This window comes from Deefgea piscis (assembly GCF_013284055.1).
GTDB classification, from domain to species: domain Bacteria; phylum Pseudomonadota; class Gammaproteobacteria; order Burkholderiales; family Chitinibacteraceae; genus Deefgea; species Deefgea piscis.
On sequence record NZ_CP054143.1, the window covers coordinates 2,308,970 to 2,333,360 of the forward strand.

The 24,391-nt window shown below is 46.9% G+C and carries 21 protein-coding genes and 1 pseudogene; 7 read left to right on the forward strand and 15 right to left on the reverse strand.

From position 1 onward, the window contains the following. Positions 1-9: 9 nt before the first annotated feature. Genes pdxA through HQN60_RS10795 form a run of 3 tightly spaced genes read right to left on the reverse strand, consistent with a single transcriptional unit; the run spans position 10 to position 4,490 of the window. Entirely contained in the window at positions 10-1,008 is a 999-nt protein-coding gene (pdxA, locus tag HQN60_RS10785; protein ID WP_173533647.1) for a 4-hydroxythreonine-4-phosphate dehydrogenase PdxA, read from the reverse strand. Further along, on the reverse strand, positions 1,008-2,297 hold the full coding sequence (locus HQN60_RS10790) for a peptidylprolyl isomerase (RefSeq protein WP_254456617.1): 1,290 nt from the start codon (positions 2,295-2,297) through the stop codon (positions 1,008-1,010). The genes pdxA and HQN60_RS10790 overlap by 1 nt, the downstream gene beginning before the upstream one ends. A gap of 15 nt (positions 2,298-2,312) precedes the next feature. Then, a complete protein-coding gene (locus tag HQN60_RS10795; protein ID WP_173533648.1) occupies positions 2,313-4,490 on the reverse strand; it encodes an LPS-assembly protein LptD in 2,178 nt (725 codons plus the stop codon). A 96-nt stretch (positions 4,491-4,586) separates the two neighbouring features. Between HQN60_RS10795 and HQN60_RS10800 the strand changes: the two genes are divergently transcribed. The 4 genes from HQN60_RS10800 to tkt all read left to right on the forward strand — a co-directional run bounded on the left by HQN60_RS10800 (position 4,587) and on the right by tkt (position 10,590). Then, a complete protein-coding gene (locus HQN60_RS10800) occupies positions 4,587-5,579 on the forward strand; it encodes an aminoglycoside phosphotransferase family protein (RefSeq protein ID WP_173533649.1) in 993 nt (330 codons plus the stop codon). Between the two features lie 150 nt (positions 5,580-5,729). Beyond that, positions 5,730-6,422, forward strand: a complete 693-nt coding sequence (gene murU, locus HQN60_RS10805; RefSeq protein ID WP_173533650.1) for an N-acetylmuramate alpha-1-phosphate uridylyltransferase MurU — start codon at positions 5,730-5,732, stop codon at positions 6,420-6,422. A gap of 193 nt (positions 6,423-6,615) precedes the next feature. Next, complete coding sequence (locus tag HQN60_RS10810) at positions 6,616-8,343, forward strand: PHA/PHB synthase family protein (RefSeq protein ID WP_173533651.1); 1,728 nt, start codon at positions 6,616-6,618, stop codon at positions 8,341-8,343. 246 nt (positions 8,344-8,589) lie between these two features. Continuing rightward, positions 8,590-10,590: a transketolase gene (tkt, locus tag HQN60_RS10815; RefSeq protein WP_173533652.1), complete on the forward strand. Its 2,001-nt coding sequence runs from the start codon at positions 8,590-8,592 to the stop codon at positions 10,588-10,590. A gap of 183 nt (positions 10,591-10,773) precedes the next feature. Here tkt and HQN60_RS10820 read toward each other — a convergent pair whose 3' ends face one another. The 5 genes from HQN60_RS10820 to HQN60_RS10840 all read right to left on the reverse strand — a co-directional run bounded on the left by HQN60_RS10820 (position 10,774) and on the right by HQN60_RS10840 (position 13,580). After that, the gene (locus HQN60_RS10820) at positions 10,774-11,229 is read right to left on the reverse strand and encodes a copper chaperone PCu(A)C (RefSeq protein WP_173533653.1); all 456 of its coding nucleotides are present in this window, start codon (positions 11,227-11,229) and stop codon (positions 10,774-10,776) included. A 145-nt stretch (positions 11,230-11,374) separates the two neighbouring features. After that, a complete protein-coding gene (locus tag HQN60_RS10825; protein WP_173533654.1) occupies positions 11,375-12,328 on the reverse strand; it encodes a diguanylate cyclase in 954 nt (317 codons plus the stop codon). A gap of 5 nt (positions 12,329-12,333) precedes the next feature. Further along, positions 12,334-12,945: a chemotaxis protein CheX gene (locus tag HQN60_RS10830; protein WP_173533655.1), complete on the reverse strand. Its 612-nt coding sequence runs from the start codon at positions 12,943-12,945 to the stop codon at positions 12,334-12,336. A 2-nt stretch (positions 12,946-12,947) separates the two neighbouring features. Continuing rightward, positions 12,948-13,310, reverse strand: a complete 363-nt coding sequence (locus HQN60_RS10835; protein ID WP_173533656.1) for a response regulator transcription factor — start codon at positions 13,308-13,310, stop codon at positions 12,948-12,950. Between the two features lie 66 nt (positions 13,311-13,376). Further along, positions 13,377-13,580, reverse strand: a complete 204-nt coding sequence (locus HQN60_RS10840; protein ID WP_173533657.1) for a hypothetical protein — start codon at positions 13,578-13,580, stop codon at positions 13,377-13,379. A 170-nt stretch (positions 13,581-13,750) separates the two neighbouring features. Here HQN60_RS10840 and HQN60_RS10845 point away from each other — a divergent pair, with 170 nt between their 5' ends. Both HQN60_RS10845 and arfB read left to right on the forward strand, forming a co-directional pair. Then, positions 13,751-14,053, forward strand: a complete 303-nt coding sequence (locus HQN60_RS10845; protein WP_173533658.1) for an energy transducer TonB — start codon at positions 13,751-13,753, stop codon at positions 14,051-14,053. Between the two features lie 34 nt (positions 14,054-14,087). Further along, positions 14,088-14,477: pseudogene (gene arfB, locus HQN60_RS10850) on the forward strand (alternative ribosome rescue aminoacyl-tRNA hydrolase ArfB); the annotation flags it as partial. 89 nt (positions 14,478-14,566) lie between these two features. Here arfB and HQN60_RS10855 read toward each other — a convergent pair. The 4 genes from HQN60_RS10855 to HQN60_RS10870 form a co-directional block, all read right to left on the reverse strand. Then, positions 14,567-15,064 carry a hypothetical protein gene (locus HQN60_RS10855; protein ID WP_173533660.1) on the reverse strand — a complete coding sequence of 166 codons (498 nt, stop codon included), beginning with the start codon at positions 15,062-15,064 and terminating at the stop codon, positions 14,567-14,569. 173 nt (positions 15,065-15,237) lie between these two features. After that, entirely contained in the window at positions 15,238-15,633 is a 396-nt protein-coding gene (locus HQN60_RS10860; protein ID WP_173533661.1) for a YkgJ family cysteine cluster protein, read from the reverse strand. A gap of 148 nt (positions 15,634-15,781) precedes the next feature. Continuing rightward, positions 15,782-16,360 carry a hypothetical protein gene (locus HQN60_RS10865; protein WP_173533662.1) on the reverse strand — a complete coding sequence of 193 codons (579 nt, stop codon included), beginning with the start codon at positions 16,358-16,360 and terminating at the stop codon, positions 15,782-15,784. A gap of 88 nt (positions 16,361-16,448) precedes the next feature. Further along, positions 16,449-17,663: an MFS transporter gene (locus HQN60_RS10870; protein WP_173533663.1), complete on the reverse strand. Its 1,215-nt coding sequence runs from the start codon at positions 17,661-17,663 to the stop codon at positions 16,449-16,451. Positions 17,664-18,088: 425 nt separating this feature from the next. Here HQN60_RS10870 and fba point away from each other — a divergent pair, with 425 nt between their 5' ends. Continuing rightward, positions 18,089-19,123 (forward strand): class II fructose-bisphosphate aldolase, encoded by a 1,035-nt coding sequence (gene fba, locus HQN60_RS10875; RefSeq protein ID WP_173533664.1) that lies wholly within the window; start codon positions 18,089-18,091, stop codon positions 19,121-19,123. Between the two features lie 167 nt (positions 19,124-19,290). Here the strand turns inward: fba and HQN60_RS10880 are convergent, their stop codons facing one another. From HQN60_RS10880 to HQN60_RS10890, 3 genes are all read right to left on the reverse strand, one after another. Next, the gene (locus HQN60_RS10880; protein ID WP_173533665.1) at positions 19,291-20,391 is read right to left on the reverse strand and encodes a response regulator; all 1,101 of its coding nucleotides are present in this window, start codon (positions 20,389-20,391) and stop codon (positions 19,291-19,293) included. A 74-nt stretch (positions 20,392-20,465) separates the two neighbouring features. Further along, on the reverse strand, positions 20,466-23,690 hold the full coding sequence (locus HQN60_RS10885; RefSeq protein WP_173533666.1) for a hybrid sensor histidine kinase/response regulator: 3,225 nt from the start codon (positions 23,688-23,690) through the stop codon (positions 20,466-20,468). Further along, positions 23,687-24,286, reverse strand: coding sequence for a SpoIIE family protein phosphatase (locus tag HQN60_RS10890; RefSeq protein WP_173533667.1), 600 nt, complete (start codon positions 24,284-24,286; stop codon positions 23,687-23,689). Before HQN60_RS10890 ends, HQN60_RS10885 begins: the two co-directional genes overlap by 4 nt. Between the last annotated feature and the right edge of the window lie 105 nt (positions 24,287-24,391).

The window sequence follows — 24,391 nt, forward strand, 5'->3', positions numbered from 1 at the left end:
CTGAAGTCCTTAAGTGTTGGCCGCTAATGTGGCGGCTAATTGAGTCGCAGCAATCAGGCTGCCGACCTCTGCGAGACCTTTACCGGCTAAGTCGAGCGCGGTGCCGTGATCCACTGAAGTACGAATGATCGGCAAGCCCAGCGTGATATTGATGCCTGCACCAAAGGTGGCAAATTTTAACACCGGCAGTCCTTGGTCATGATACATCGCCAACACCGCATCGCCTTGCGCCAAAATGGGCGGATTAAATAAAGTATCAGCGGGGAGTGGTCCGATTAAGTGCATGCCTTCGGCGCGTAACTGCTCAAGTACCGGAATGATGATATCCATTTCTTCACGGCCCATATGGCCACTTTCGCCGGCGTGTGGGTTGAGCCCCGCGACGATGATTTTGGGTTGCGCTAAGCCAAAATGCTGCTGTAAATCATGCTGCAAAATACGTAATGTGCTGCGTAATGCATCGCTAGTCACTGCGCTAGCGACGTCTTTGAGTGGCAAATGTGTGGTGGCCAAAGCGACTCGCATCATCTTGGCATCTGTGCCGTATTGACCGGCCAGCATCATCACCACCTGTGGGGTATGCGTCTTTTCTGCAAGGTATTCGGTATGTCCAGAGAAATACCCGCCGAGTTTGGCATCGTTGATCACCCCTTTGTGTAGGGGCGCAGTAACGATTGCGGCGAACTCACCTTGCATACAACCCGCAATGGCGCGATCAAGTAGCGCCAAAACATAGCTGGAATTTTGAGGATCAAGTTGCCCGGCAATACTGTTGACGACTAAGGGGATGTGCAAAATCGAAACGGGGGCGCTGACCTCGGCACGATATTCAGGCCAAGTCGCCACAATGGCAGGGTCAATCCCTACGCAACTGGCACGCTCAAGCAGCAATTGGCGATCAGCCAATAAAACGATAGGTGCGGGTATATTGCTCTGCGCTAATTGTATTGCAAGCTCAGGGCCAATACCTGCAGGTTCTCCGGTGGTGATCGCCAATGGTTTTTGCATTACTCGTCCTTTAGACGCAATTCAACGTGGGCGCGATCACGCAATTGGCGCAGCCAATCTTCGTATTGTTCTTCGGCTTTGCGTTGTTTTAATTCATTGCGTAATTTGAAACGCGCACGCTCTAAAGTCACGTCTTGTTTACGGCGCTCATCAACGCGAATCAAGTGGAAACCAAACGGCGTTTGTACCGGTTGACTCACTTCGCCCACTTTGAGTGAATTCATTACGGCTTCAAATTCAGGTACTGTTTCACCCGGATTGAGCCAGCCTAAATCACCGCCTTTGGGCGCGCTGGCATCATCGGAAAACGCTTTGGCGAGGTCTTCAAACTTTTCGCCATGCTCAATACGACTGCGAATTTGGCGTAATTTTTGCTGTGCATCGGTGGTCGAGGTGATTTCATTGCTGCGAATCAAAATATGCCGTACATGGCTTTGATCGACCACAACTTGTTCTTGTTGGCTACGCTTGTCCAGTAGTTTGAATAAATGAAACCCAGCTGGGCTACGCACCACATCCGTAATCCCACCCGGTTTGAGTTGGTCGAGCAAGCTAGTGAATGCCGGTGGCAAAGAGCCAGCAGGACGCCAACCTAATGAGCCCCCTTTATTGGCGTTTTGATCGGCGGAGTAGCTAGCAGCGACGCTGGCAAATGCGGCGCCGCTTTCCAGCTCTTTTTTGGCCGCTTGAATGCGTAAACGACGCGCTTGAATTTGGTCGGGCGCGGCATTTTCAGGTAATGGAATAAAAATCTGGGCCAAGTTATATTCCATTTGGACTTTATTGGCCGCTAGCTTGATGTAGTCATCAATTTCTGAATCAGTGACCACTACTTTGCTATCAATTTCGCGATCTTTTAAGCGAGCCAGTAGCATTTCTTGGCGAATTTGATCGCGAAATCCACGCCATGACATGCCAGTTTCTTCCAATTTTTGGCGAAACACCGGCAGGCTCATCTGATTTTGTGCCGCAATCCGGTTGATGGCCATTTCTAGCTGATTGTCATCAACGCGAATGCCGAGCTGCTGAGCGTATTGGGTCTGCAGCTGATCTAAAATCATCCGTTCCAGTACTTGTTCTTGCAATACTTGCTCAGGCGGCAATTGAACTTTTTGCTGTTCGAGGTTTTTGCGAATCGCGTTGATTTTTTGATTCAATTCCACCTGCGTAATCGCATTGCGATTCACAATTGCAATCACGCGATCGGCAGTAATAATTTCGGCCATTGCCGCACTACTAAAGAGCGCTAAAGTTAGCGTTGCGGTACGCAGCAAAGTCATAGTCTTCATACGGTTGTACAGCCTTTAACGAAGTTTTGGAGAGCGATAAGTGTCGGCGTAACCAGGAATGGATTGCTTTAATAAGCTAATCGGATTCATCCCCAATCCGGCCAAACCGCCTAATTCTAAGATTGCAAAGTAATTGGTTTTGTACGTGCTATTGGTAGTGACATAGCTTTGCGCAGCAAAACGCAGCGCCCAACAGCCGGCATTATATTCAACGCCAGCAATCGTCTCTAGTGCTTTGCGATCATTCAGTGAATAGTTGTAACGACCCACGGCATACCAGCCATTGCCCAGTGGCCATTGCCCCGAGATGTCGGCTTGTTCGATATTGGACGATTTATTATGCACGTAGCGTAGGTTAAGGGTTTTATATTCGCTCGGTGTCCAGCTGACGTTCAACTCCGAATTGATGGTGCTCTTGGTGTGTAAGTCTTGCTGTAATAAGTAGTTCACATTGACATTGTTGGGTAACTGGCTGCCCATCATCAAAAACATATTTGAGCTTTTTTGCTCATCGGTATTATCTGGGCCGGACAATGTCACTCGCGGCGAGGTGAAATAAAACTGTTGACCGACACCGGCGTAAAAGCGCTCAACCCCAGTGGCATCGTCAAAAATACGACTACTAATAGCCAAAGTCAGATTGTTGGCGTCATTAATTCGGTCATTACCGGTGAACTTATTTTCACTAAACAGCTGTGACCACGACAATGCCGCAACGGCTGAGTCGTAATTGGGAACATCGCTTTGTGATTTATACGGGGCATACACATAAAAAGCGCGTGGCTCTAAGGTTTGCACAATGTCTGAGCCAAACAAACTGCCTTCGCGCTCGAAAAAGAGTCCGGTATCCAGACTGGCAATCGGTACGACAAAGGATTGATTGCCCATGTCTTGGCCTGTTGCGCTTTCGGTGCGGTAGGTATTGGCGTGTACGCTTAAACGTGGGGTAATAAAGCCGTAGCTATTACTCATTGGTAGGCTAATGCTAGGGTTAATCCACGCGCGATCGCCCTGTACCAAGGATTGATTCACAAAGCGCGTGACTTCACCGCTGATTTTGGTTTCTAAACCATAACCAATTTGTGGGCTCGCGGTAAAATACCACTGTGGCATGCGCCAGTATGGATCTTCAACTGGGTTGGTTTCGGTTTGTAGTGTTTGATAGCGTTGCACGCGTAAATACGTGGACCAAAAATCACCGTTGTAATTGAGCAATGCTTCTTGCGGCAAGTTAACTTGCGAGGCACCCGCTAGCGTGTCAGAAAAATCAATAAAGTAATCTGAGTCGGATACTTTTTGATAATTAATACTTAACGACAAGCGATCGCTCAGCAGTTGATTGTGTTGGAAGTAAACGCCATACCGCTGTGTGTCAGTCGATTTGTCGTTAATTCCCGCCGCACGTAGGGTGCCGGCGTATTCGGGTTGCAGGTAGCGAAATTCACCACCGAGCATGACGCCACGCTCACCAAAATAGCTTGGCGTAATCGTCGCATCGTAATTGGGGGCAAGATTAAAGTAATACGGTTGGCTGTATTGCAAGCCATTGGTATTGCTATAGCCTAGCGTGGGTAATAAGAGGCCACTTTTGCGATCACCATTGAGTGGGAAATCTACAAAAGGGTAGTAAAAAAACGGTACGCCTTTAAATTCGGCCCAGCCATGCCAAGCTTGGCCATAATTACTGGTGTAATCGAGATCAATTTCTCTGGCGTGTAAATACCAATCGTCTTGCCCATCGCGGCAAGTGGTCATACGACCCTTTTGGATGGTGTACTTGTCTTTGCCGCCAAATAAAACTTTGACACCGTCACCACGCACTTGGCCTTCGGCCATGTGGTAAATCGGATTGTCCATTTCACCCAAGCGAGTCTGCACCGTCATATTCAGCGAGTCACCCTCAAGCGTATCGCCTTTTTGCGTAACTTTGACTTTATCGCCAGCATGAACTTGATCGGCCTCGAGTTCGTACTTTACCCAGTCGGCGTTGACCACCATGCCATCGCGATTGACGATGACATTGCCGCGCGCTTCTGAATATTTTCCTTCTTGGACGCTGGCTTGATCTGCTTCAATGAATAAGGGCGGCTCGGCGGCAGGGCTGGATGCCGCAGCATGGCTCAGTACCGGTAAAATGGCCAATGAGAACGCTACGATCTTGATGGTATAGGGAGGAGAATTACGCACCCGCATGTGGTTGTCGTCATTACTTTGATAGAATTGGTGGATTCTAGCAGTAAACGCGCTTAACTTTCTTAACAAACGTGGTAAACAGGAACGATATTTCTCATGAATCGCAGTGAACAGCTCTCCAATTGGTTGCAACAAGTGCGCGCTGCAACGCCGCAAAGCATCGTTTTAGCTGCTGCTGACGCCAGTGTGCGGCAATATTGGCGTGTGAGTTACGCCGATGGCTCGGTGGTGGTGATGGATTTTGATCCAGCCGTTTTTGATTGCGCGCCTTTTTTGGCGCGCCAGCAACAATTGGCCGGAGCCGGCATTGCCGTACCGCAAGTTTTTGAACAAGACTTGCAATTGGGTTTTGTCGTTTTGGAAGATTTAGGCGATGTGACTTTGGCCAGTGTTCTCAGCGAGACTAGCGCAAAAGAGTGGTATCTGCGTGCAATCAAATTGCTGGTTGAGATGCAGGCCAATACCTCTGATGATGATTTGCCGCTGTTTGATGCTGCTTTTGTTCAGCGTGAACTGGATATTTGCCGCGAGTGGTATTTTGGTCAGCAATTTGGCGTTACGTTGGCGGGTAAAGAATTGGCCACTTGGGAGCGCGCTTGCGCTTTGATTGTGCAGCAAATCATTCAACAGCCAACGCTGTTTATGCATCGCGATTTTCATTCCAGAAATATCTTGGTGCAAAACGATGCCTTGCGCTTGATTGATTTTCAAGATGCGGTCAAAGGGCCGATTGCTTACGATTTGGTGTCATTACTGCGTGATGCTTATGTCGAATGGGGTGAAACCTTTGTGCTGGATTTAACCATTCGTTATTGGGAACAAGCCCGCGCAGCCGGTTTAGCGGTGCATGACGATTTTGGTGACTTTTACTTGGCATTTGAAATGGCCGGTTTGCAGCGCCATTTAAAAATCTTGGGTTTATTTGCTCGTTTAAAATACCGCGATAATAAACCGCAATATCAAGCCGATATTCCCCGCGTATTTCATTATGTGCGCCAAGTTTGCTTGCGTTATAGCGAATTAACGCCATTAGGGCGTTTATTGGTGAACTTAAATGGCGAAAAAATCGAGTCTGGTTTTACTTTTTAATCCGCCGTTTTTTGCCGCATAGCGGGCGACTTTGCTGTGCGGTTTGCAGTCGTTACGCTTTGGCATCATTGGCTGGATGTTTGATTTGCAGTCTCGATCAGCATGGCGCTGGTCGAGCTTTTTTTTCGACTTTTTTTGATTGAGTTTCCAATGAAAGCAATGATTTTAGCGGCTGGCCGTGGTGAGCGGATGCGGCCTTTAACCGATGTGACGCCCAAGCCGTTACTTGAAGTGGGTGGTCAGCCGTTGATTGCTTGGCATTTAGCGCGCTTAGCGGCGGCTGGAATTCACGACGTGGTGATTAATCACGCTTGGCTCGGTGAGCAAATAGAAGCCGTGCTCGGTGATGGCTCGCAGTGGGGTGTGCGGATTCAATATTCAGCGGAAAGCACGGCGCTGGAAACCGCGGCCGGTATTGCCCGGGCGCTGCCATTATTGGGAGACGCACCATTTCTCGTGGTGAATGGCGATGTGCTGACCGACGTTGATTTTGTGGCTTTAAGCCAAACTGCGGCACAATTAAATCCGCAAACGCATTGGGCGCATTTGATGTTGGTGCCCAAGGCGGGCTATCCAACGGGGCGCGATCTGAGTTTGCGCGCAGGCTTGGTGGTGCCGTGCCAGAGCGACGATCAACCGCTGACTTTTTGCGGCGTTGCGGCTTACCACCCGCAATTTTTTGCCGATGTGCCTTCTGATCAGGCAATGCCTTTATTGCCTTGTTTATTGACCGCCATGGCGGCAGGGCGTGTGAGTGGTGAATGTCATCATGGGCAGTGGCTGGATGTGGGTACGGTGGAACGACTGGCATTGGCGCGGGCGCAATATGCCGCCAAGCTGTAACCTAAATTCAGCGTGGCGGAACACCGTAGTTTGATTGCGTCGTTGTGATGACTTGGGATTTGCGGCGTTGCCGAGTGCGCTTAAGCGTAATGAATTGAGCGTGTGCGCTTCCTAGAGGTGCGAATGCATCGCGCTTGTCTTTTGTTGCGCTGCAACGTAAATTAAAGTCGAGTTATCACGATGGGGAATTGCGATGTCTGAATCATCCGTGTTTACCGCTTTTTTGACTGAACAGGCGCAACGGACTCAAGTTTTGCAGCGGCAGCTACAGCAAATATTTGATCCTTTTGGTTTGCTGGCAACGACTCGAACAGCCCAGCAAGCATGGGCCAACCATCCATTTGAACTGGCGGATAATTTACATCGCTATGCAATGGATGGCTTTCAATTGCAAGCGGCGCTGTTGCGCCGATTTGCTGGCGAAGCGGATGTGGACTTAGTCGAACCGCAGCCAGACGACCCGCGTTTTAGCGATCCGATTTGGTCTGAGTCGCCATTTTGGGATAGCGTCAAAGAGTATTATTTATTTCAAACGCGCTGGATGCAAAACTCGCTGTATGCCACGCCAGGGCTCACTGAGGGTGAGCGGCGTAAGTCGGCATTTTGGTTGCGACAATTGTTGAATGCCTTGGCGCCAAATAATTTCTTATTGGGTAATCCCACTGCACTCAATAAAGCCATCACAACGCAAGGCGAGAGCCTGTGGCAAGGCTGGGATCATTTTGCGCGAGATGTTCGCGCTGGCGATATTGCCTTGACCGATTTGTCGGCATTCACCGTGGGCGAGAATCTGGCGACAACCCCCGGTGTAGTGGTGTATCGCAATGAACTCCTTGAAGTAATTCACTATCAGAGCAATACCCCTACAGTTCACCAAACACCGATTGTGCTGATTTCGCCGTGGATTAATAAGTACTACATCTTGGATTTAAATCCGGCCAAGAGCATGGTGAAATATTTGGTGGATCAAGGATTTTCGGTGTTTGTCACCAGTTGGAAAAATCCAGATGCCACAATGGCCGAGATTGGCTTGGATGATTATTTAACGCAGGGCATTGTGCCGATGATTCAAGTGGCTAAAGAAATCTCGGGCAGTGAGCAGGTGAATTTAGTCGGCTACTGCATTGGTGGTACTTTGGTGAGCCTTTATATGGCTTGGATTAATCGCCTTTCACCTGCTGCGGTGCCAGTGTCGTCGGTGACTTTACTGACCACATTGACCGATTTTTCTTGCCCGGGTGATATTGAAGTATTTATCGATGAAGACGGTCTGGATGCCATCGACGCCATTATGGAGCGGCAGGGCTATCTGGATGGCAAAGACATGGCTGCTAGCTTTCGAATGCTACGCAGCAATAGCTTGATTTGGCAGTATTGGCAAAGCAATTACCTATTGGGCGAGCCATCGACGGCATTTGATATCTTGTATTGGAATATGGATAGCACGCGAATGCCAAAAAAAATGCATCACACCTATTTGCGTGAGCTGTATTGGCATAATCGAATGATTGAGCCCGATGGTTTGCACTTGGCAGGCCAAGGTATTGATTTAGCTCGAATTACCCAGCCTATCTATATGGTGAGCGCCGAAGAAGACCATATCGCACCCTGGCAGCAAACCTTTACTTTGGCCCATCGGGTGAGCGCACCTGTGCGGTTAACCCTATCGACATCAGGCCATATCGTTGGCATTATTAATCCGCCTAGCCCTCAATCAAAGCGCAGTTTTCGACAAATTGCCTTTGATCAAAACCAAAACATTCCTGCGGCGCTTGGTCAGCAAGCACCGGTAGCGGGCTCTTGGTGGCCCAATTGGGTTGACTGGTTGCGCGGTTTTGCTGGCGCACAAATCAAACCCAAGTTAACCAGCCGACAACACCCTAATCTGGGCGCAGCCCCGGGGACGTATGTTTTGGAGTAAGAGGTTAGTCAGCGGTCTTTGCTTTGGCTTTTTGTTTTGATTCAATTTTAGTTTGCGCCAAAGCAATATCTCTATTTAGGTAGCATGAGTACAATGTCAGCATAAGCACTTTAATTCTGTCGTAAAGCTGAGTTAAAGCGAGAATAAGCCCTATTTTTACGTGCTGTTAGGCGGCAGTTCGGCCAAGCAGCGCGTGTTTAATCAAGTTGGCGCAAGAGCGCTTATATTCAATCTGAGGAAACTGTGATGGCAGCAACGCGTACTGATTTAGCAAATGCAATTCGTGCACTGGCGATGGATGCTGTGCAAAAAGCCAATTCGGGTCACCCTGGTGCGCCGATGGGTATGGCTGAGATTGGTTTAGCTTTGTGGGGCGGTAAAATGCGCTTTAACCCACAAAACACCGCTTGGGCTAACCGCGACCGCTTTGTGTTGTCGAACGGCCACGGCTCGATGTTGCAATATGCGTTATTGCACCTCACAGGCTTTGATGTGTCGATGGACGACATCAAAAACTTCCGTCAATTTCATTCAAAAACCCCGGGCCACCCAGAAGTGCATTACACCCCAGGTGTAGAAACGACGACGGGACCTTTGGGCCAAGGTATCACCAATGCCGTGGGTTTTGCATTGGCAGAAAAACTGCTTGCTGCGCAATTTAATAAACCAGGTCTGGACATCGTTGATCACCACACTTATGTCTTTATGGGTGATGGCTGCTTGATGGAAGGCATTTCACACGAGGCTTGCTCACTTGCCGGTACTTTGGGCTTGGGCAAATTGGTGGCATTCTGGGACGACAACGGTATTTCGATCGACGGCCATGTTGAAGGCTGGTTCACTGACGATACCCCAAAACGCTTTGAGTCTTATGGCTGGCATGTGATTGCTGGTGTTGATGGTCATGATGTGGATGCACTCAATGCCGCCATTGATGCCGCAAAAGCAGAAACCAACAAGCCAACTTTGATCTGCTGCAAAACCATCATCGGTAAAGGCTCACCCAACAAAGCGGCGAGCCATGATTGCCACGGCGCACCATTGGGTGATGCTGAAATCGCTGCAACGCGCGAAGCGATTGGCTGGCCGTATGCACCATTTGAAATCCCTGCTGATGTGTACGCAGGTTGGGATCGTAAAGCTGCTGGTGCTGCGTTTGAAGCCGAGTGGAACACGTTGTTTGCTAAGTACGCTGCACAATTTCCGACTGAAGCCGCTGAGTTTACTCGCCGCATGAAAGGCGATTTGCCAGCCAATTGGAATGACATTGTTGCTGCTGCCGTTTCAGATGCCAACAGCAAAGCTGAAACTATTGCGACACGTAAAGCCAGCCAAAATGCATTGTCAGCACTTTGCCCATCTGTGCCAGAAATGCTGGGCGGCTCTGCTGATTTGACCGGTTCAAACTTGACCAACTGGAAGGGCTCGACCAGCTTGAAAGTTGAAAACGGTCAAATTTCCGGCAATCACATCAGCTATGGCGTGCGTGAATTTGGTATGAGCGCGATTATGAACGGTATCGTGTTGCACGGTGGTTTCCGTCCATTCGGTGGCACGTTCTTGATGTTCTGCGAATACGCATTGAATGCATTGCGTATGGCTGCGTTGATGAAAACCAATAACATCTTCGTTTACACGCATGATTCAATTGGTCTGGGTGAAGATGGTCCTACGCATCAACCGATTGAACAATTGCAAACCTTGCGTTGCATCCCGAACATGAACACTTGGCGTCCATGCGACACCGTTGAATCGGTCGTAGCTTGGGCTGCTGCAATTGGCGAGCGTACTACGCCGTCATCATTGGTGTTCACGCGTCAAAACCTGCAATTCCAAGCGCGTACTGAGCAACAATTGGCGGATATTGCCAAAGGCGGCTACGTACTTGTTGATGCAGCTAACCCACAGTTGCTGATTTTGGCGACGGGTTCGGAAGTCGATTTAGCAGTGAAAGCTGCGGCGCAATTGCAAGCTGAAGGCGTTGCGGTTCGTGTGGTATCAATGCCATCAACCAATGTGTTTGATAAGCAAGATGCAGCGTACAAAGCATCGGTATTGCCAGCTGGCGTACCACGCTTGGCCGTCGAAGCGGCAACCAGCGACTTCTGGCGTAAATATGTCGGTCTTGAGGGCGATGTGATTGGTATGGATACGTTTGGTGAGTCTGCACCGGCAAATCTATTGTTCAAGCACTTTGGCTTCTCAGTTGAAAACGTAGTGGCGCGTGCGAAAGCTTTGCTGAAATAAGCGAGTGAGTTACTGCATGACCAAAGCGCCTTCGGGCGCTTTTTTATTGGCTATCGCGCCGATGAAAGTCGTTGATCTTGAGTCAGCATGAATGGCTTAAATCAGTGGTCGATTTAGCCTGTTATTTAACCGGCTAAATCGATGATCTAGGCTCCATTGAGCCCTGAATGAGGCAATCTTGTTTTAGTGTGAGTGTGTCGCTGCAGCGGGCATGTGAGCGATGTTTTTAACGTCAATGCTCACGTTGATCGCGCCGGCTTTGGCAAAGTTGAGCGTGAGCGCATGTTTTTCACCGGCAACAAGGCCTTTTTTTAGTCCAATTAGCATAATGTGATAGCCGCCTGGTGCGAGTGTCAGCGTTTGATTGCTAGCAACAGGGAGTCCAGCCGTCATTTGACGCATTTTCATCACGCCATCGCTTATTTTCATTTCATGAATCTCAGTTTTGCTTGCAAGGTCTGAGCTTGCTGATAGCAGTTGATCTGCCGTTTTGCTATTGATGGTCATAAAAACCCCGGCATTGGCTGCTTGAGGTGGCGTGGCTCGCGTCCAAACTTGATCCACTGACACGCTATCTTGCGCCAAGGATAGGTTTGCACTGAATGCAAGAGCCGCGAAAAGGGCGAGTTTTTTGAACATATTCTTTTCCAAAACAAGACAACTTAAAAAGACAGCCAGCCGTTATTGCACAGGCATTGACTGATGGCTGGCGAGGGAGTTGTCAGTATAACTGGATGAGGAATAAGTTTAAAAGCAGGGTATTTGTCAGTTGACTATAGCGGGATTAGGATTGGCTGTCGCGAAGCTGGTTTCTACCATGTTGTTTGGCAAAATACAGCGCAAGATCAGCCTCTTGAATCAGCACGCTCGCTTCCGCGTCACGGTTCGGTGTTGATGTGGCGCAGCCAATACTCACGGTGGCAATATGGTGCGGTGAGTCTGGGTGTGGCCGCTCGAGTTCACGAACGGCATCGAGTAATTGTTCGGCGATCGTGATGCAGCCAGCCATCGGTGTTGCCGGCAGTAAGACGATAAATTCTTCGCCGCCATAGCGAGCAATAATGTCGGTAGGTCGACGTAATGCCGCTTGCAGCGCTTTGGCAATCTCTTGCAAGCAGGTGTCGCCTTGTTGGTGGCCAAGTTGGTCGTTATAGCGTTTAAAAAAATCAATATCGATCATCAAGACACTCAGAGGATGCTTTTGTCGAATGGCTCGACGCCATTCTTCGGCTAATTTCTCTTCGTAATAGCGGCGATTGGGAATGCCGGTTAAGCCATCTTGATAGGCAAAACGATGCAATTCAGCGGCGCGTTCTTGCAAAATTTGCTCACGAATCACCGACGCGGTGACATCTTGGATTTGAATTAAGCAAAACTGTTCATTATCAAATTGCCGCAAAGGCGTGATTTGAATCTGTTGCTGCATTCTAAGGGGTACTTCGTCATTATTATGCAGGCGAAATAAATTAAATGGCGCTCGATTTAAACATTGCGATAAAAAAGAAGACTGATCTTTTTCGATTGCCAATTTAACGGCTTGCTCTACGCGAGTATTTTTTAATTCAGGGAAGGCAATACTTAAGGGTAAACCAATTAAGCCATCTGAATTACGCCCAGATGCTTTAACTAACCAGCGATTCCATAATGCAATTTCACCTTTACCATTTAAAATCAGGACGCCAAGTTCGAGTGCGTCAAAGGTGCTAAATAATAATAAAGGAGCATGGTTGTTCATCATTTAGCTTAGCTTTGTACCATCATGGTACCTAAAAATTGATTAATTGCCTCGCTGAGCAAATCGAGTGAGTTGGCATTCATAATAAAAATAACGTGTCCATGTAATTCACGAGACGCCAATGAAAATTGAATTTGTAGCACCATCACCACATGATCGGCATCGCACTCTTTGAGCACTGAGATACCTGAACCGATGTGTAGTGCTGGTAAACCACATTGAAAAGGTTGTTTGAAAATATCGGCTAGAGATCCTAAGCAAGAGTTGAGAATAATATTGCCAATTTCGGATAGGGCATCTTGTTCTAATTCGGTTAGTTGCTCGATGGGTAAGCTATTACCCATCATTAAACGAACTAAATCTAAGCTGCGTGCCTCAGGAAAAATGAGTAGCGCATTGCCGTGAAAACTGCCGTCAAAGCTTTGCCTGACACTACAGACACGCTGACTAGATCGTTCTAAATAATGGGCAGCCTCCTCGACGCTATAAAATTCAACCATCGGTACTGAGAGTAAAATTTCTTCGTTAATAATTTGGCTCATGCTGGCAGCAGCTTGACCCACGCTGATATTAAAAATTTCGCAGAGCGCATCGCGTTGCAGTGAGCCAAGTTCTAGCATGCTTAAGCTCCTGCAATCGTAAAGACTTTAAGAAGGGTGTCCGCAACGATGGGCTTGGGCACGAAGTGTAAGCCAGCGTTGAGTGCGCGCTCTTGCGTGCTGTTTTGGACATTGGCCGTCAGTAATGCAATAAAACAATCGGGCTGCAGGGCTTTGATGGCGGTGCCCGCTTCAATGCCATCGATACCGGGCATGTTAAGATCCATAGAAACGAAATCGATTTTGTGGGTTTTTGCTATTTCGATGGCATCTAATCCAGAACCGGCCTCAAGATAAACCCAGTCTGGACGTTGTGCGATGGCAAAAGATCGTATCATTATGCGTGAGACACGGCTGTCATCAACAATGAGCATGGTATAGGGCATGTGTTTATTCCAGCAGATAGTCAGTTCAGTGTAGGTATTTGCTGTGAAATTGCAATGTATGATGTTTTAAATTGGAGTTGTAGAATTACAAGATGATCTGGCGAATCGCTTTTTTAAGCTCATTATTACTGCATGCACTGGTGGTTTTTGCTTGGCAGGGGCGTTTTGCGACTGAGGCTGTGGCATCGGATCTCCCGCTTTTAGTGCTCTTGCAAGCGCCAGCGGTACTGAGCCCTGCGGTTGCAAAACAGCCCTCAGTTGTTCAATCAAATCGGCCTCCTTTACGGCAAACTACGACTGAAAAAAAACTTACGCCATCTTTGCCAAAGCCACGAGAGCACATAGCGGCACCGCTTACCAAACCACAAACTTCAGCGGCCAGTATGGGGCTTCAATCGCAGCAAACACAGATTGTGGGCTCCGCTGTTACATCAGCAGGTATGAGCGCTGCGGTCGTGGAGACCGCCGTGCAATATCGTGCGGCGTATTTAAATAACCCAGAGCCGGAAATGCCGCGTTTGTCACGCATGAAAATGGAAAGTGGCAAGGTTCAGCTACACGTGAAGGTCAGCGCAGCCGGTGAGCCAATTCAAGTCACGGTATTAAGTAGTAGTCATTACCCGCGTTTAGATCAGGCCGCGGTGGATACCGTGAAGACGCAGTGGCGATTTATCCCAGCCAAAAAGAACGGTGTGCCGATAGAGGCCAATGTTGTTTTTGCGATTGAATTTAATTTGAAATAAAGCTAGGCGATCTTTTAAAGCGATGAAAATACCAGAAATTCCCAGTCATGAAATTGAGTTTAGTGCCATTCGTGCGCAAGGCGCGGGAGGACAAAATGTCAATAAAGTTTCAAGTGCGGTGCATTTACGTTTTTCAATTCCAAACTCTTCATTGCCCACCGAATTTAAAAGCCGGCTATTGGCTTTAAATGATCAAAGAATTAATAAAGAAGGCGTAGTGGTCATTAAGGCGCAAACTTCGCGCAGTCAGGAAGCCAATCGTGCCGAGGCGCTGATGCGCTTAATGGCGCTGGTTGAAAGTGTCGCGGTATTGGCCAAACCACGCCGAGCAACCAAGCCCAGTTATGGTGCTAAACAACGTCGTTTGGATGGCAAACAGTTGCGAGGTTCAGTGAAAGCACTGCGGGGAAAAGTAACGTATTAAGGTGGTTTTTTTAGTGTGATTTGCTGTCGAATCAGGTTTGAAAAAAACCGACTGGCAAAGTCGGTTTGGATTGGGTCGCTGTAAAACGTTTAATTGGTTTTAAAGCGGTTTTCGTAAGCGAGGCTGGCTTGAATATTGAGCGCTTGGCACAGCTTGAAAAAAGCCGTTAGATGATGCGTGCGGATCAGGAGCATTTGCTTTTGATCACGATCACTAAAGTCGATTAAGGTGAAATTTGGATTGAGTTCATCTTGAATGGCTTTTAGTGCCGATGTCTCGCTCAATTCAGTCAAAGCGCTGGCTTGGAGTTCAAGCTCGCCTTCACCAAAAGCTTCGCTGATTTGCTGGTATAGCGCAGGCATTGCTTGGGCATTGAAAATCAAACCATCAGCGAGTTGCTCAAGCAGTACGACTTCCCACAGCGGCACGGCCGTTTCACTCGGATAAAAATCAGCGGCATGGCGAGCGCGATAGGCGATTGGATCTTGCTGAGCCGCGGTCACTTCGGCAGTCATGGCAAGAATGTCTTCATGCTCTAAACCGCCATCGGCGATTAATTCAAAGAGTTCAATAATTTGCGTTTGCATAAAATTCCAAAATAAGTAAACAGCGGCCATTCAATGGCTGCGGGCAACACGTGGGGAAGGTGTTGCCTCAAAGTTGAGTAATGAAGCAGTGAAAATAAGTAGGCAAGGGGTATTTGCCTCTAAGCCTTAATCTATGTAGCTTGGGATGCAATACACTACCAGCCTAGTCGCACTTAAAACCAGCGGATATAGGCACAAAAGCCAGGTTTTGGGCCAATCGTGGGGTGGTTACGACAGGTATTTGGGCGCTTGTCGTAAATGGTGCATAAACGAGTTTCTTCGTTTAAATAAATGCAATCACGGGTGCCGCGTCGGGCGAGGGTGTAAATTTCGTGTTTGAAATTAAAATGCTCGATAATTCGCGCTTTCATTAAGCGTTTGGCGATGTTTTTCGCCGGTTCGTCTTTATCGAATTCATCGACCACACCCATCCGGATTAAATCACCGATTTTGACTTCGACCGGCATGGTGCAACAGCCCGAATAGCAATCGTCGCATTTGCCTTTGGTGAATTTCACCCATGTATCAGGATCGTGGAGTTCGGTACGGTTGAGAATTTGGCGGGTCATGATGCGTTCAAAATCAAGAAAGGTGCGCAGCATACCACAGTCTGCGGCTCGCTAAGTAGTTGTTCTGGTAGAAAAAATATTACCTTAAGGCTGGTTGATGTTGGCTTTCCTAATCAGCTGGCGCGAAATTGCGATGAATTGGCCTTGATTAAAACAATTCAACGCCACCGTCATCAGCGGGTCTAGGTTTGGGGTCAAAGTTAATACTAATATTGCCCGCTTTAATGAGCGCGGTATGAATTGGGTCGCCGTGTAATATGGCATCAAATAAAACTTTTTCTTGTTCCATCGTGTATTGCGAGCGGATTTTTCTTTGTAAATCAAGCCATGCGTGGGCTTGGTGCGGCAAAGCATGATCGGAAACCAGTACCGCAAGTTCGCTAATCGTGCTGCAAACATGCTCCAGTCGTTGTGAAAGGCGATCATAAAATTGAAATGCGATGATCGACTGCATGTTTTGCGCATTAATTTCGCTGATTTTATTGGGTAGATCGAGTTCTGCCGGTAGTGTCGGTAAAATTTGGGTGAGATCGTTCCTCAGTGACTCAATATGCTGGCAAGTGACGGCAAAGGAGTCCGCTAAGGTGGTAAATGAAGCGCTGCCTTCTTCCATCGCATGGCGAACTTGAGCCACGGCGATGCCCATCATTAAAATGGTTTCACGAACTTGATCCCAAGCTAAATCTGGATTGTGTGCCGCCGAGCCACCCAAAGGTAATTCCACCATGGTTCAATCGTCCAAATAAAGGAATGATTCTTTATAGGTTGAAAGATTGAGTTCAGCTTGGGTTTATGTGTTGCCGAGCTATAAACGCTTAATCGGTGGTGCGAATCACTTTGAGTTGCCAGCTCAGTAGCAGCATGACCAGTGCCATTGTTAAACCAAAAATAGGCATGATCCAAGTGATGCTCAGTTGTGCCGCAAGCATGGCGGTGACCATCGCGTAAGAGACGGGCGATAGACCCATCGACACCATATTATTCAGGCTCATCACACGCCCTAACTTGTCGCGATCAGCGGACTGCTGAATCAATGACATCATCGGTACATTGTTGCCAGCGACGCCCATACCAATAAAAAATTGAATGGCCACTGCCGCCCAAATCCAAGGGGTATGCGCTAGCAAGGACAGTAAGACGCCTTCAAGAGCAATAATGACGGTAATCATCAGTAGACGTTTTTTATTCGGCGGGTAAAGCGTTAATAAAATACCGCCTAAGACCATGCCTGCAGCAAAAGCACTTTGTAAGAATGACAAGGTGCTGGCTTCGCCATGTAAATAATCAGCCACGATAATTGGAATGCCTAATGCCAGCGGCCCCATAAACAGCAGATTCGCGGTGATGTAAATCAGCATTAATGCGCGCAAAACCGGCGTTTGAATGGCATAAATGACGCCTTCTTTGAGTTCGGTGAGCATCGAGCTGGCTTGACGAATGGTTTGGTTACGTGGCTCTTTAATCCCTGCAATACATAATGTAGCAATAAACAACATGCCGCCGGTGAGGCTAAAAATCGCTTCGTAACTCATCAGCGCCAGCATTGCGCCGCCCAGTACCGGCCCAAATACCATGCCCACTTGATTGGTCGTGAGCATAATCGAATTGGCGCGTGTGAGATCGCCATCGGTAACAATGGCCGGCGTGAGCGTATCGCGAGCGGGCCAGAAAAAAGCGTCTAAGGCACCATAAAAGAAAGCAAAAGCGGTTAACGCCCATATATCTAAACGCTGTAAATACAGCAGCCCAACCAAAGCAAAGAGTAAGACAACTCGCAATGCTAAAGAAACTAAAATAATTCGGCTGCGCGACATGCGATCGGCCAATACGCCGCCGATGGCCATTAAGGCGATCCTTGGGATGGAGCCAGCGATCATCACCCAGCCTAATTGCTCTTTTGCACCTAAGGTTTTAACGACATACCAGGTTTCAGCCATCATGGCGATGGCGAGCGCAAAGTTACCAATGATGGAGGCTAGCCATAAAAGGCCAAAATTACGATTTTTAAATAAGTTGGGCTGTATTGACATAGATTTTAAAAATACGGCTTTTTTATTTGTATTGCTTTCGGCCTAGGGCCGTGACAGAGCAAGAGGGTGGCGGCAGCTTGTTATTGAAATATTGCGTTCAGAGTATGCGACTTTTTACGAAAGAATGCAGCTATCTCAGCGAAGAATGTTGATTTTACTTGGGTCGTTGTCAGGTAAGTCGGCAATAAAAACTTGAAGTGGTATTAGCTTGGTGAGGTCTTGAGCGGTGAAATGCACATGGTGAACATCAGGCTATGATAAAGGGACTTGTTATGTAAGGCAGATCGATGTATTTCGAATGTAAAACGGCAGGTGATTTGCCGCTGCAGTGGTTTTAGTGCTTTCCCGAATGATGAATTTCCTGATTTGGCAGCCGGTTTATTACCACCTACAGTGCGCTGGTGCAACGCAACAAGGAAAAAACTATGCCCCTCGTTTCTCTGAATCAAATTTTGGATCATGCTGCTGAACATGGTTATGGCGTACCTGCTTTTAATGTGAATAATTTGGAGCAAGTCCAAGCTATTTTGCAAGCTGCCGATGCCACACGCAGCCCAGTTATTTTGCAAGCCAGTGCGGGGGCTCGCAAATATGCGGGTGAGTTATTTTTGCGGCAAATGATTCAAGGCGCAGTAGCCAGTTATCCGCATTTACCGATTGTGATGCATCAAGATCATGGCACTAGCCCTGCGGTTTGTATGAGTGCGATTAGCAATGGCTTTTCGAGTGTGATGATGGATGGTTCATTAATGAGCGACGGTAAGACACCTGCAAGTTATGAATATAATCTTGAAGTGACTCGCGAAGTCGTAAAAATGGCGCATAGCTTTGGCGTTTCAGTTGAAGGCGAGCTCGGTTGCTTGGGCCGCTTAGATACGGGCATGGGTGAAGAAGAGGATGGCGTCGGCGCCAATCGGGCATTAACCCACGCTGAAATGTTAACCGACCCTTGGCAGGCCAAAGAATTTGTTTTGGCGACAGGAGTCGATGCGCTAGCGATTGCCATTGGTACCAGCCATGGCGCGTATAAATTCTCATCGCCACCGACTGGATCGGTGTTGGATATTGATCGCATTAAAGAAATTCATGATGTGATTCCCAATACCCATTTGGTAATGCACGGCTCTTCGAGTGTGCCGCAGGATTTATTGCAGCAAGTTCGAGATTTTGGCGGTGAGCTAAAACCAACTTGGGGTGTGCCGATTGAAGAAATCCAGCGGGCGATTCGTTGGGGGGTGCGCAAAATCAATATTGATACTGATTTGCGCTTGGCAATGACGGGGGCAATCCGCCGACATTTAATAGAAAATCCCGCCGATTTTGATCCGCGCCAATATTTAAAACCGGCCATTGCGGCCATGGCAGCGGTGTGTCATGCGCGTTATATTGATTTTGGTGCCGCTGGGCAAGCTGACAAAATCAAGCCAAAAGCATTAGAAAAAATGTTAGCTAAAGCATAGTAAATAGTGGGGTATTTGATGCTGGTCTTTAATTAATATGGCCTGCAATTAAATACCCCTGTTAGCGGTTAGGCGTCTGCAGTAAAGGCCGCGCCAAACGCAAAAAACCGTGACAAGACCTTCATCGCGCTGAGTTTACGTCGTCTTCTGGCCTACCTCGTTTGAGTTTATTCATCGGGTAGCGCATCTTTGAGTGCTTCAGCAATTTCTTCAAATTCATGCTGTATGACAATAAATGCATCGATCACGCGTGGATCAAAATGCGTGCCTTTACCTTCGATGATGATTTTTACTGCGGTTTCATGGCTCATTGGGGGTTTGTAGGCTCGCCTAGCACGTAAGGCATCATACACATCGGCCAGTGCCATTAAACGAGCAGACAGTGGAATTTGATCACCTACTAATTTTAGGGGGTAGCCACTACCGTCCCACTTTTCTTGATGCGAGTAAGCAATTTCTTTGGCGTAGCATAAAAAAGCGCTCTCTTTACCCATCACGGTTTCTGCGGCAAGAATGGCGTCGCGACCTAAGCGGCAATGTTCTTTCATCACTTCAAATTCGGCGCTATCGAGTTTGCCAGGTTTGAGCAAAATGGCATCAGGAATCCCGACTTTACCAATGTCATGCAGGGCTGCCGATTTTTCCAGTAAGGCAATATTGGCCAAGCTGAGTTGTTGGCAGAAATCAGGGTGGTGCATTAATTGAGTGGCGAGTCGTCCGACATAATGTTGCGTGCGACGAATATGATTGCCGGTATCGTTATCGCGTGTTTCAGCCAATGAAGCCATGGCTAAAATAATCGCATCTTGGGTGTGCTCTAATTCTTCGGTTCTTTCTTTGACTTTGGCATCTAAAATGTCATTTTGATTTTTAAGATTATTGAGTAATTGAAACAGCAATAAATGATTACGAACACGAGCCAATAAAATAGGGGGGCTCACTGGCTTTAAAATAAAGTCCACCGCGCCCACTTCAAAACCAAGCTGCTCATCAGCCACATCGGTCATTGCAGTGAGAAAAATAACCGGTATTTTACTCGTGCTAGGTTCTGCTTTTAGCCGGCGGCAGACTTCGTAGCCATCAATGCCTGGCATAATGATGTCGAGTAAAATCAAATCGGGTAATTCAAGTTGTACCACTTCAAGCGCCTGCTCGCCATTAATGGCAACTTTTAATCGATAGCTATCCTTTAGCAAGTGAATCAATAGCATCCTGTTTTCAGGGCTATCTTCAACAATCAGCAAAGTGGGTAGCGATTTCGTGGTCATTTAATTTAATTTCCAAAAATATAAGGTCGAAGATAAAAATAAAAATAAAATCTATAAAATCCTTAAATTGATATTTAGTTAACCGGCATTAATGATTCATTGGTAGTTAGTAACTTGTTTAATTTTGTATGTGCCGCTGATAAATCACAGCATTCAATCGTTGAGTTGAGATCAGAAAAATCATCGTTATTAAAAATTGAAGAGAACGTGGCTCGATTAACTTCAAAAAAATCCAGTGCCTCACAATCCATTTGTTTTAATAAGGATAGTAGTTCATTCAGTAATATTCGTTCTTCTGGGTTTGCCGAGCGCGCTGTGTTTTTTGTGGTATTAGTGGCATTGGATTGATTTTTTAAATTACATACCACATTGCCTATGGACTTTAATGCGGATTCAATATTGTTGAGCCAAGGGGTTAAGTCGTGCTGGTCATTTTCTGTGCGTAAAAAATGTTCAACAATACCGGCATCTTCAGCCAGTTGAGTTACACCTAAGTTAGCGGCGACACCTTTAATGGTGTGCGCATAACGAGAAGCTGTTGCTCGGTCGTTATTATTAATCGCCGCATTAATACGAGAAATACAATCGACTTCACTTTGACAAAATTGACGCATTAGCTGTAAATATAATGGCTTATTATTCATTAAGCGACTTAAACCACCGATTAAATCAATGCCGGGTAATTTAGCAATCGCGCTTAAGGTATTACTGATTTCGTTATCGGTTTGCTCTTTTGTTGATGGCGATGGCATTAAGCTGGTAGGTGAAGCGGTTTCACGCGCCGTATCAATATACTGAGCGGTGGCTAAATGCAGTATTGATGATTGCTCATTGAGTGGCGTAGCGGACTGTTTTTGTGTTTTCCAATGCTGCAAGCGCTCAAATAGAACTGCAGGGTCAATCGGTTTGGAAATATGATCGTTCATTCCAAGTGATAAGCAGCGTTCGCGCTCCTCGACCATTGCATGCGCGGTCATGGCGAGTAAGGGCACGGTATCGTAGCGTGCATCAGCGCGAATATGCCGACTAGCCTCATACCCATCCATTACGGGCATTTGCATGTCCATTAGAATGACTGAAAAATATTGATCTGGATGTTGCTCTAAAATGCTGATCGCTTCTTGGCCATGGTTGGCAATGGTCACTTCAATGCCGACTGAACTCATTAATTCAAAAGCAATTTGTTGATTAATTAAATTGTCCTCGGTGAGTAAGACGCGCATACCTTTGAGTAATGAGTGATTTTCTTGATCATGGCTGATTTGATCGCCGCTATTGGATTTTTGCTCCGGTGCAAACAGCTCGACCATACAATCGACTAAACTTGAAGCCGTCACCGGTTTAACAATTACGGCATCGAGCAAATCATCACGAACCGTTTGGTGAACTTCTTCACGCTCAAACGCAGTGACTAAAACAATGCGCGGTTGGTTTTGTCCGGGTAGATGCTGGCGAATTTCTCTGGCGGCGGTAATGCCATCCATTCCCGGCATTTGCCAATCCATTAAAATCAAATGGAAAGGGTTTTTGTGCTGCAAAGCACCTAAGGCCATTTCAACCGCTGCGGCACCAGAGTCACAAATTTCGATTTGCACTGGCATGGTCGATAAAATTTCATGCAATAGCTGGCGGGCGCTGTCGGTATCGTCGACGACTAAAATGCGTAAATTGTTGACCTTGGTCGGAAATACACGCGGCACATTTTCGATATCATCGTGACCAAACCACGCAGTGAAATAAAAGCAACTGCCCATGCCCGGCTGGCTAGTAAATGCCATTTGCCCAGACATAATTTCAACCAAGCGTTTACTAATGGTTAAACCCAGTCCGGTGCCACCATATTTGCGTGTGGTGCTGCTATCGGCCTGAGTAAAGGGTGAAAATAAATGCTCTTGTTGTTCTGGGGTCATGCCAATGCCGCTATCGCTAACTCTAAATTCGAGCTTCACGCGATTATCGAGTTGCTCTACTAAATTGATGCGAATATCGACCTCACCCTGATCGGTAAATTTGATGGCATTGTTAATCAGATTGGTTAGAATTTGGCCAAGCCGCAATGGGTCACCAATTAAATGGGCCGGAATGCCAGTTAAAGGATGAATAATAAATTCCAGCCCTTTTTCGTATGCTTTTTGGCTGGTGATTGTGCTGACATTCGTGAGCACTTGATCCAGTTCAAATTTGATCTGCTCAATATGCAGTTTGCCGGCTTCTATTTTTGAAAAGTCAAGAATGTCATTGATAATGCCGAGTAATGAAGTGCCTGCATTATGAATTTTGGCGACATAATCATGCTGCTTTGGATTTAAATCTGTTTTTAAGGCTAAGTGGCTCATGCCGATGATGGCATTCATTGGCGTGCGAATTTCATGGCTCATATTGGCTAAGAACATTGATTTTACGCTGGCCGCATCTTCGGCTTTGGCTTTGGCAATTTGTAGCTCAACTTCATTTTTCTTGCGCTGACTAATATCTCTGGCAAAGAGTGTTGCAACCCAATCTTCATTCTGTTGATAAATAGTAATGCCAACTTCAATAGATAGTTTGCTGCCACTTTTATTTTTTGCTTCTAAATCCCAAAATAAATTACCGACTTTATTTTTTGATTCTTCGTTTAAGTGATAACTTAAAATTTCATAGAGCAGAGATTTTTCGGGTAGTGCAATTAAATCAATGATTTGTTTGCCAATGGCAAATTGTCGCTCAAAACCAAAAGTCAGTTCTGCCGCACGATTCCAGTCGGTAATGATGCCTTGGTTGTTTAGTAAGGCGACCGCCACGGGAGCGCCTTCAAGAACCGCTCGAGAGCGCGCTTCGCTGTCGGTAAGGGCCATGGTTCGGCGTTCTATTTCTTGTTCTAAGCCATTTTGTTGTTCTGCTAATTGTGTATTGCGGCTAGATAGTTCAGCAAAAAGCGCTTCTCTGCTTGGCTGTGTGATGATTTCTTGTATTGATTGCAGTAATGAAGGCGAAACGTTTTGACCTGCAAACCCAAACGAGTAAGTCCATTGCGAGCTATTGCTCGCTGCTTGTTTTTTAAAAAAGGTTTCAATTTCTTTGGGGGCCACCGCAAGTGCATTGGCGGTTAAATAGATGTTTTGTTGGTCATAATGCAAGGTTAAAGCACCGATTTTGCCATCGACTAATGCACGAATAAGTAAAGAAAAGCCAATTGCATAAAAATCAATCAAATGGGGGGCGAGTTCAATACTTTGTAACACACGTCTAAATTTAGTTCGAGCGGTGAGTAAACTGGCTTCAGTATTGAGTTCGAGCTGTCCAAATGTTGCCGTTTTCATGGTAGATACCTCACTGCTAGACATGTCGCATCATCATGCTCTTTGCCATACTCTCGTAAGATCTCAACACAAAATCGATTTAGTGGCAGTGAAAACCAAGACATTAAGCGCCAATTATCTAGGTGTTCACTAATGCCATCAGTGACTAAAAAAATCAGATCACCAGCAATTAAAGGGGTTTCAACAATCCTTAGGGTCGGCATAATTTGACCCAAAATACCGGATTGCGCAGCAACACTTTTCGGTTGATCTTTCATTCGGTACAGCATGGTATTGCCAATGCCCACAGAACGAATTAAAGGTGGCTTTAAGTGGGCGAGCGTTAAGGCTGTTCCTCGGCTACCTTTGAGTTGAATATGTAACTCGTGCATTAAGCCCAAAATATCGCTGCTGGCATGGCTTTTTAGCCACGACTCACAAAAGCGCGCCAACTCGTGTGCTTCTTCGCCATGCCCAAGCACATCAATAATGCCAATGAGCAGGCTGTCTTCTAGATCAATCACCACATAGCCATCCCCAGTGACGGTTTCACCAAAGCAAGGTCGGCCAATATTGGCGTGTTGATATGGGCGTACGGTTGGCTGAGTCATTTCCATTGCGATACCTACATGCTGCAAATGCAGCGCAAACATCTGTTAAATTGATCAGTAAACGCGTTGTTTTTGATGTTGAATTTCGTATTTGATAGATGGCGACAGCGG

Bases quoted from the DNA above. Each gene is read 5' to 3' on its own strand.
- pdxA (WP_173533647.1), bottom strand. From the start codon at position 1,008: ATGCAAAAACCATTGGCGATCACCACCGGAGAACCTGCAGGTATTGGC.
- HQN60_RS10790 (WP_254456617.1), bottom strand. From the start codon at position 2,297: ATGAAGACTATGACTTTGCTGCGTACCGCAACGCTAACTTTAGCGCTC.
- HQN60_RS10795 (WP_173533648.1), bottom strand. From the start codon at position 4,490: ATGCGGGTGCGTAATTCTCCTCCCTATACCATCAAGATCGTAGCGTTC.
- HQN60_RS10800 (WP_173533649.1), top strand. From the start codon at position 4,587: ATGAATCGCAGTGAACAGCTCTCCAATTGGTTGCAACAAGTGCGCGCT.
- murU (WP_173533650.1), top strand. From the start codon at position 5,730: ATGAAAGCAATGATTTTAGCGGCTGGCCGTGGTGAGCGGATGCGGCCT.
- HQN60_RS10810 (WP_173533651.1), top strand. From the start codon at position 6,616: ATGTCTGAATCATCCGTGTTTACCGCTTTTTTGACTGAACAGGCGCAA.
- tkt (WP_173533652.1), top strand. From the start codon at position 8,590: ATGGCAGCAACGCGTACTGATTTAGCAAATGCAATTCGTGCACTGGCG.
- HQN60_RS10820 (WP_173533653.1), bottom strand. From the start codon at position 11,229: ATGTTCAAAAAACTCGCCCTTTTCGCGGCTCTTGCATTCAGTGCAAAC.
- HQN60_RS10825 (WP_173533654.1), bottom strand. From the start codon at position 12,328: ATGATGAACAACCATGCTCCTTTATTATTATTTAGCACCTTTGACGCA.
- HQN60_RS10830 (WP_173533655.1), bottom strand. From the start codon at position 12,945: ATGCTAGAACTTGGCTCACTGCAACGCGATGCGCTCTGCGAAATTTTT.
- HQN60_RS10835 (WP_173533656.1), bottom strand. From the start codon at position 13,310: ATGCCCTATACCATGCTCATTGTTGATGACAGCCGTGTCTCACGCATA.
- HQN60_RS10845 (WP_173533658.1), top strand. From the start codon at position 13,751: ATGAGCGCTGCGGTCGTGGAGACCGCCGTGCAATATCGTGCGGCGTAT.
- HQN60_RS10855 (WP_173533660.1), bottom strand. From the start codon at position 15,064: ATGCAAACGCAAATTATTGAACTCTTTGAATTAATCGCCGATGGCGGT.
- HQN60_RS10860 (WP_173533661.1), bottom strand. From the start codon at position 15,633: ATGACCCGCCAAATTCTCAACCGTACCGAACTCCACGATCCTGATACA.
- HQN60_RS10865 (WP_173533662.1), bottom strand. From the start codon at position 16,360: ATGGTGGAATTACCTTTGGGTGGCTCGGCGGCACACAATCCAGATTTA.
- HQN60_RS10870 (WP_173533663.1), bottom strand. From the start codon at position 17,663: ATGTCAATACAGCCCAACTTATTTAAAAATCGTAATTTTGGCCTTTTA.
- fba (WP_173533664.1), top strand. From the start codon at position 18,089: ATGCCCCTCGTTTCTCTGAATCAAATTTTGGATCATGCTGCTGAACAT.
- HQN60_RS10880 (WP_173533665.1), bottom strand. From the start codon at position 20,391: ATGACCACGAAATCGCTACCCACTTTGCTGATTGTTGAAGATAGCCCT.
- HQN60_RS10885 (WP_173533666.1), bottom strand. From the start codon at position 23,690: ATGAAAACGGCAACATTTGGACAGCTCGAACTCAATACTGAAGCCAGT.
- HQN60_RS10890 (WP_173533667.1), bottom strand. From the start codon at position 24,286: ATGGAAATGACTCAGCCAACCGTACGCCCATATCAACACGCCAATATT.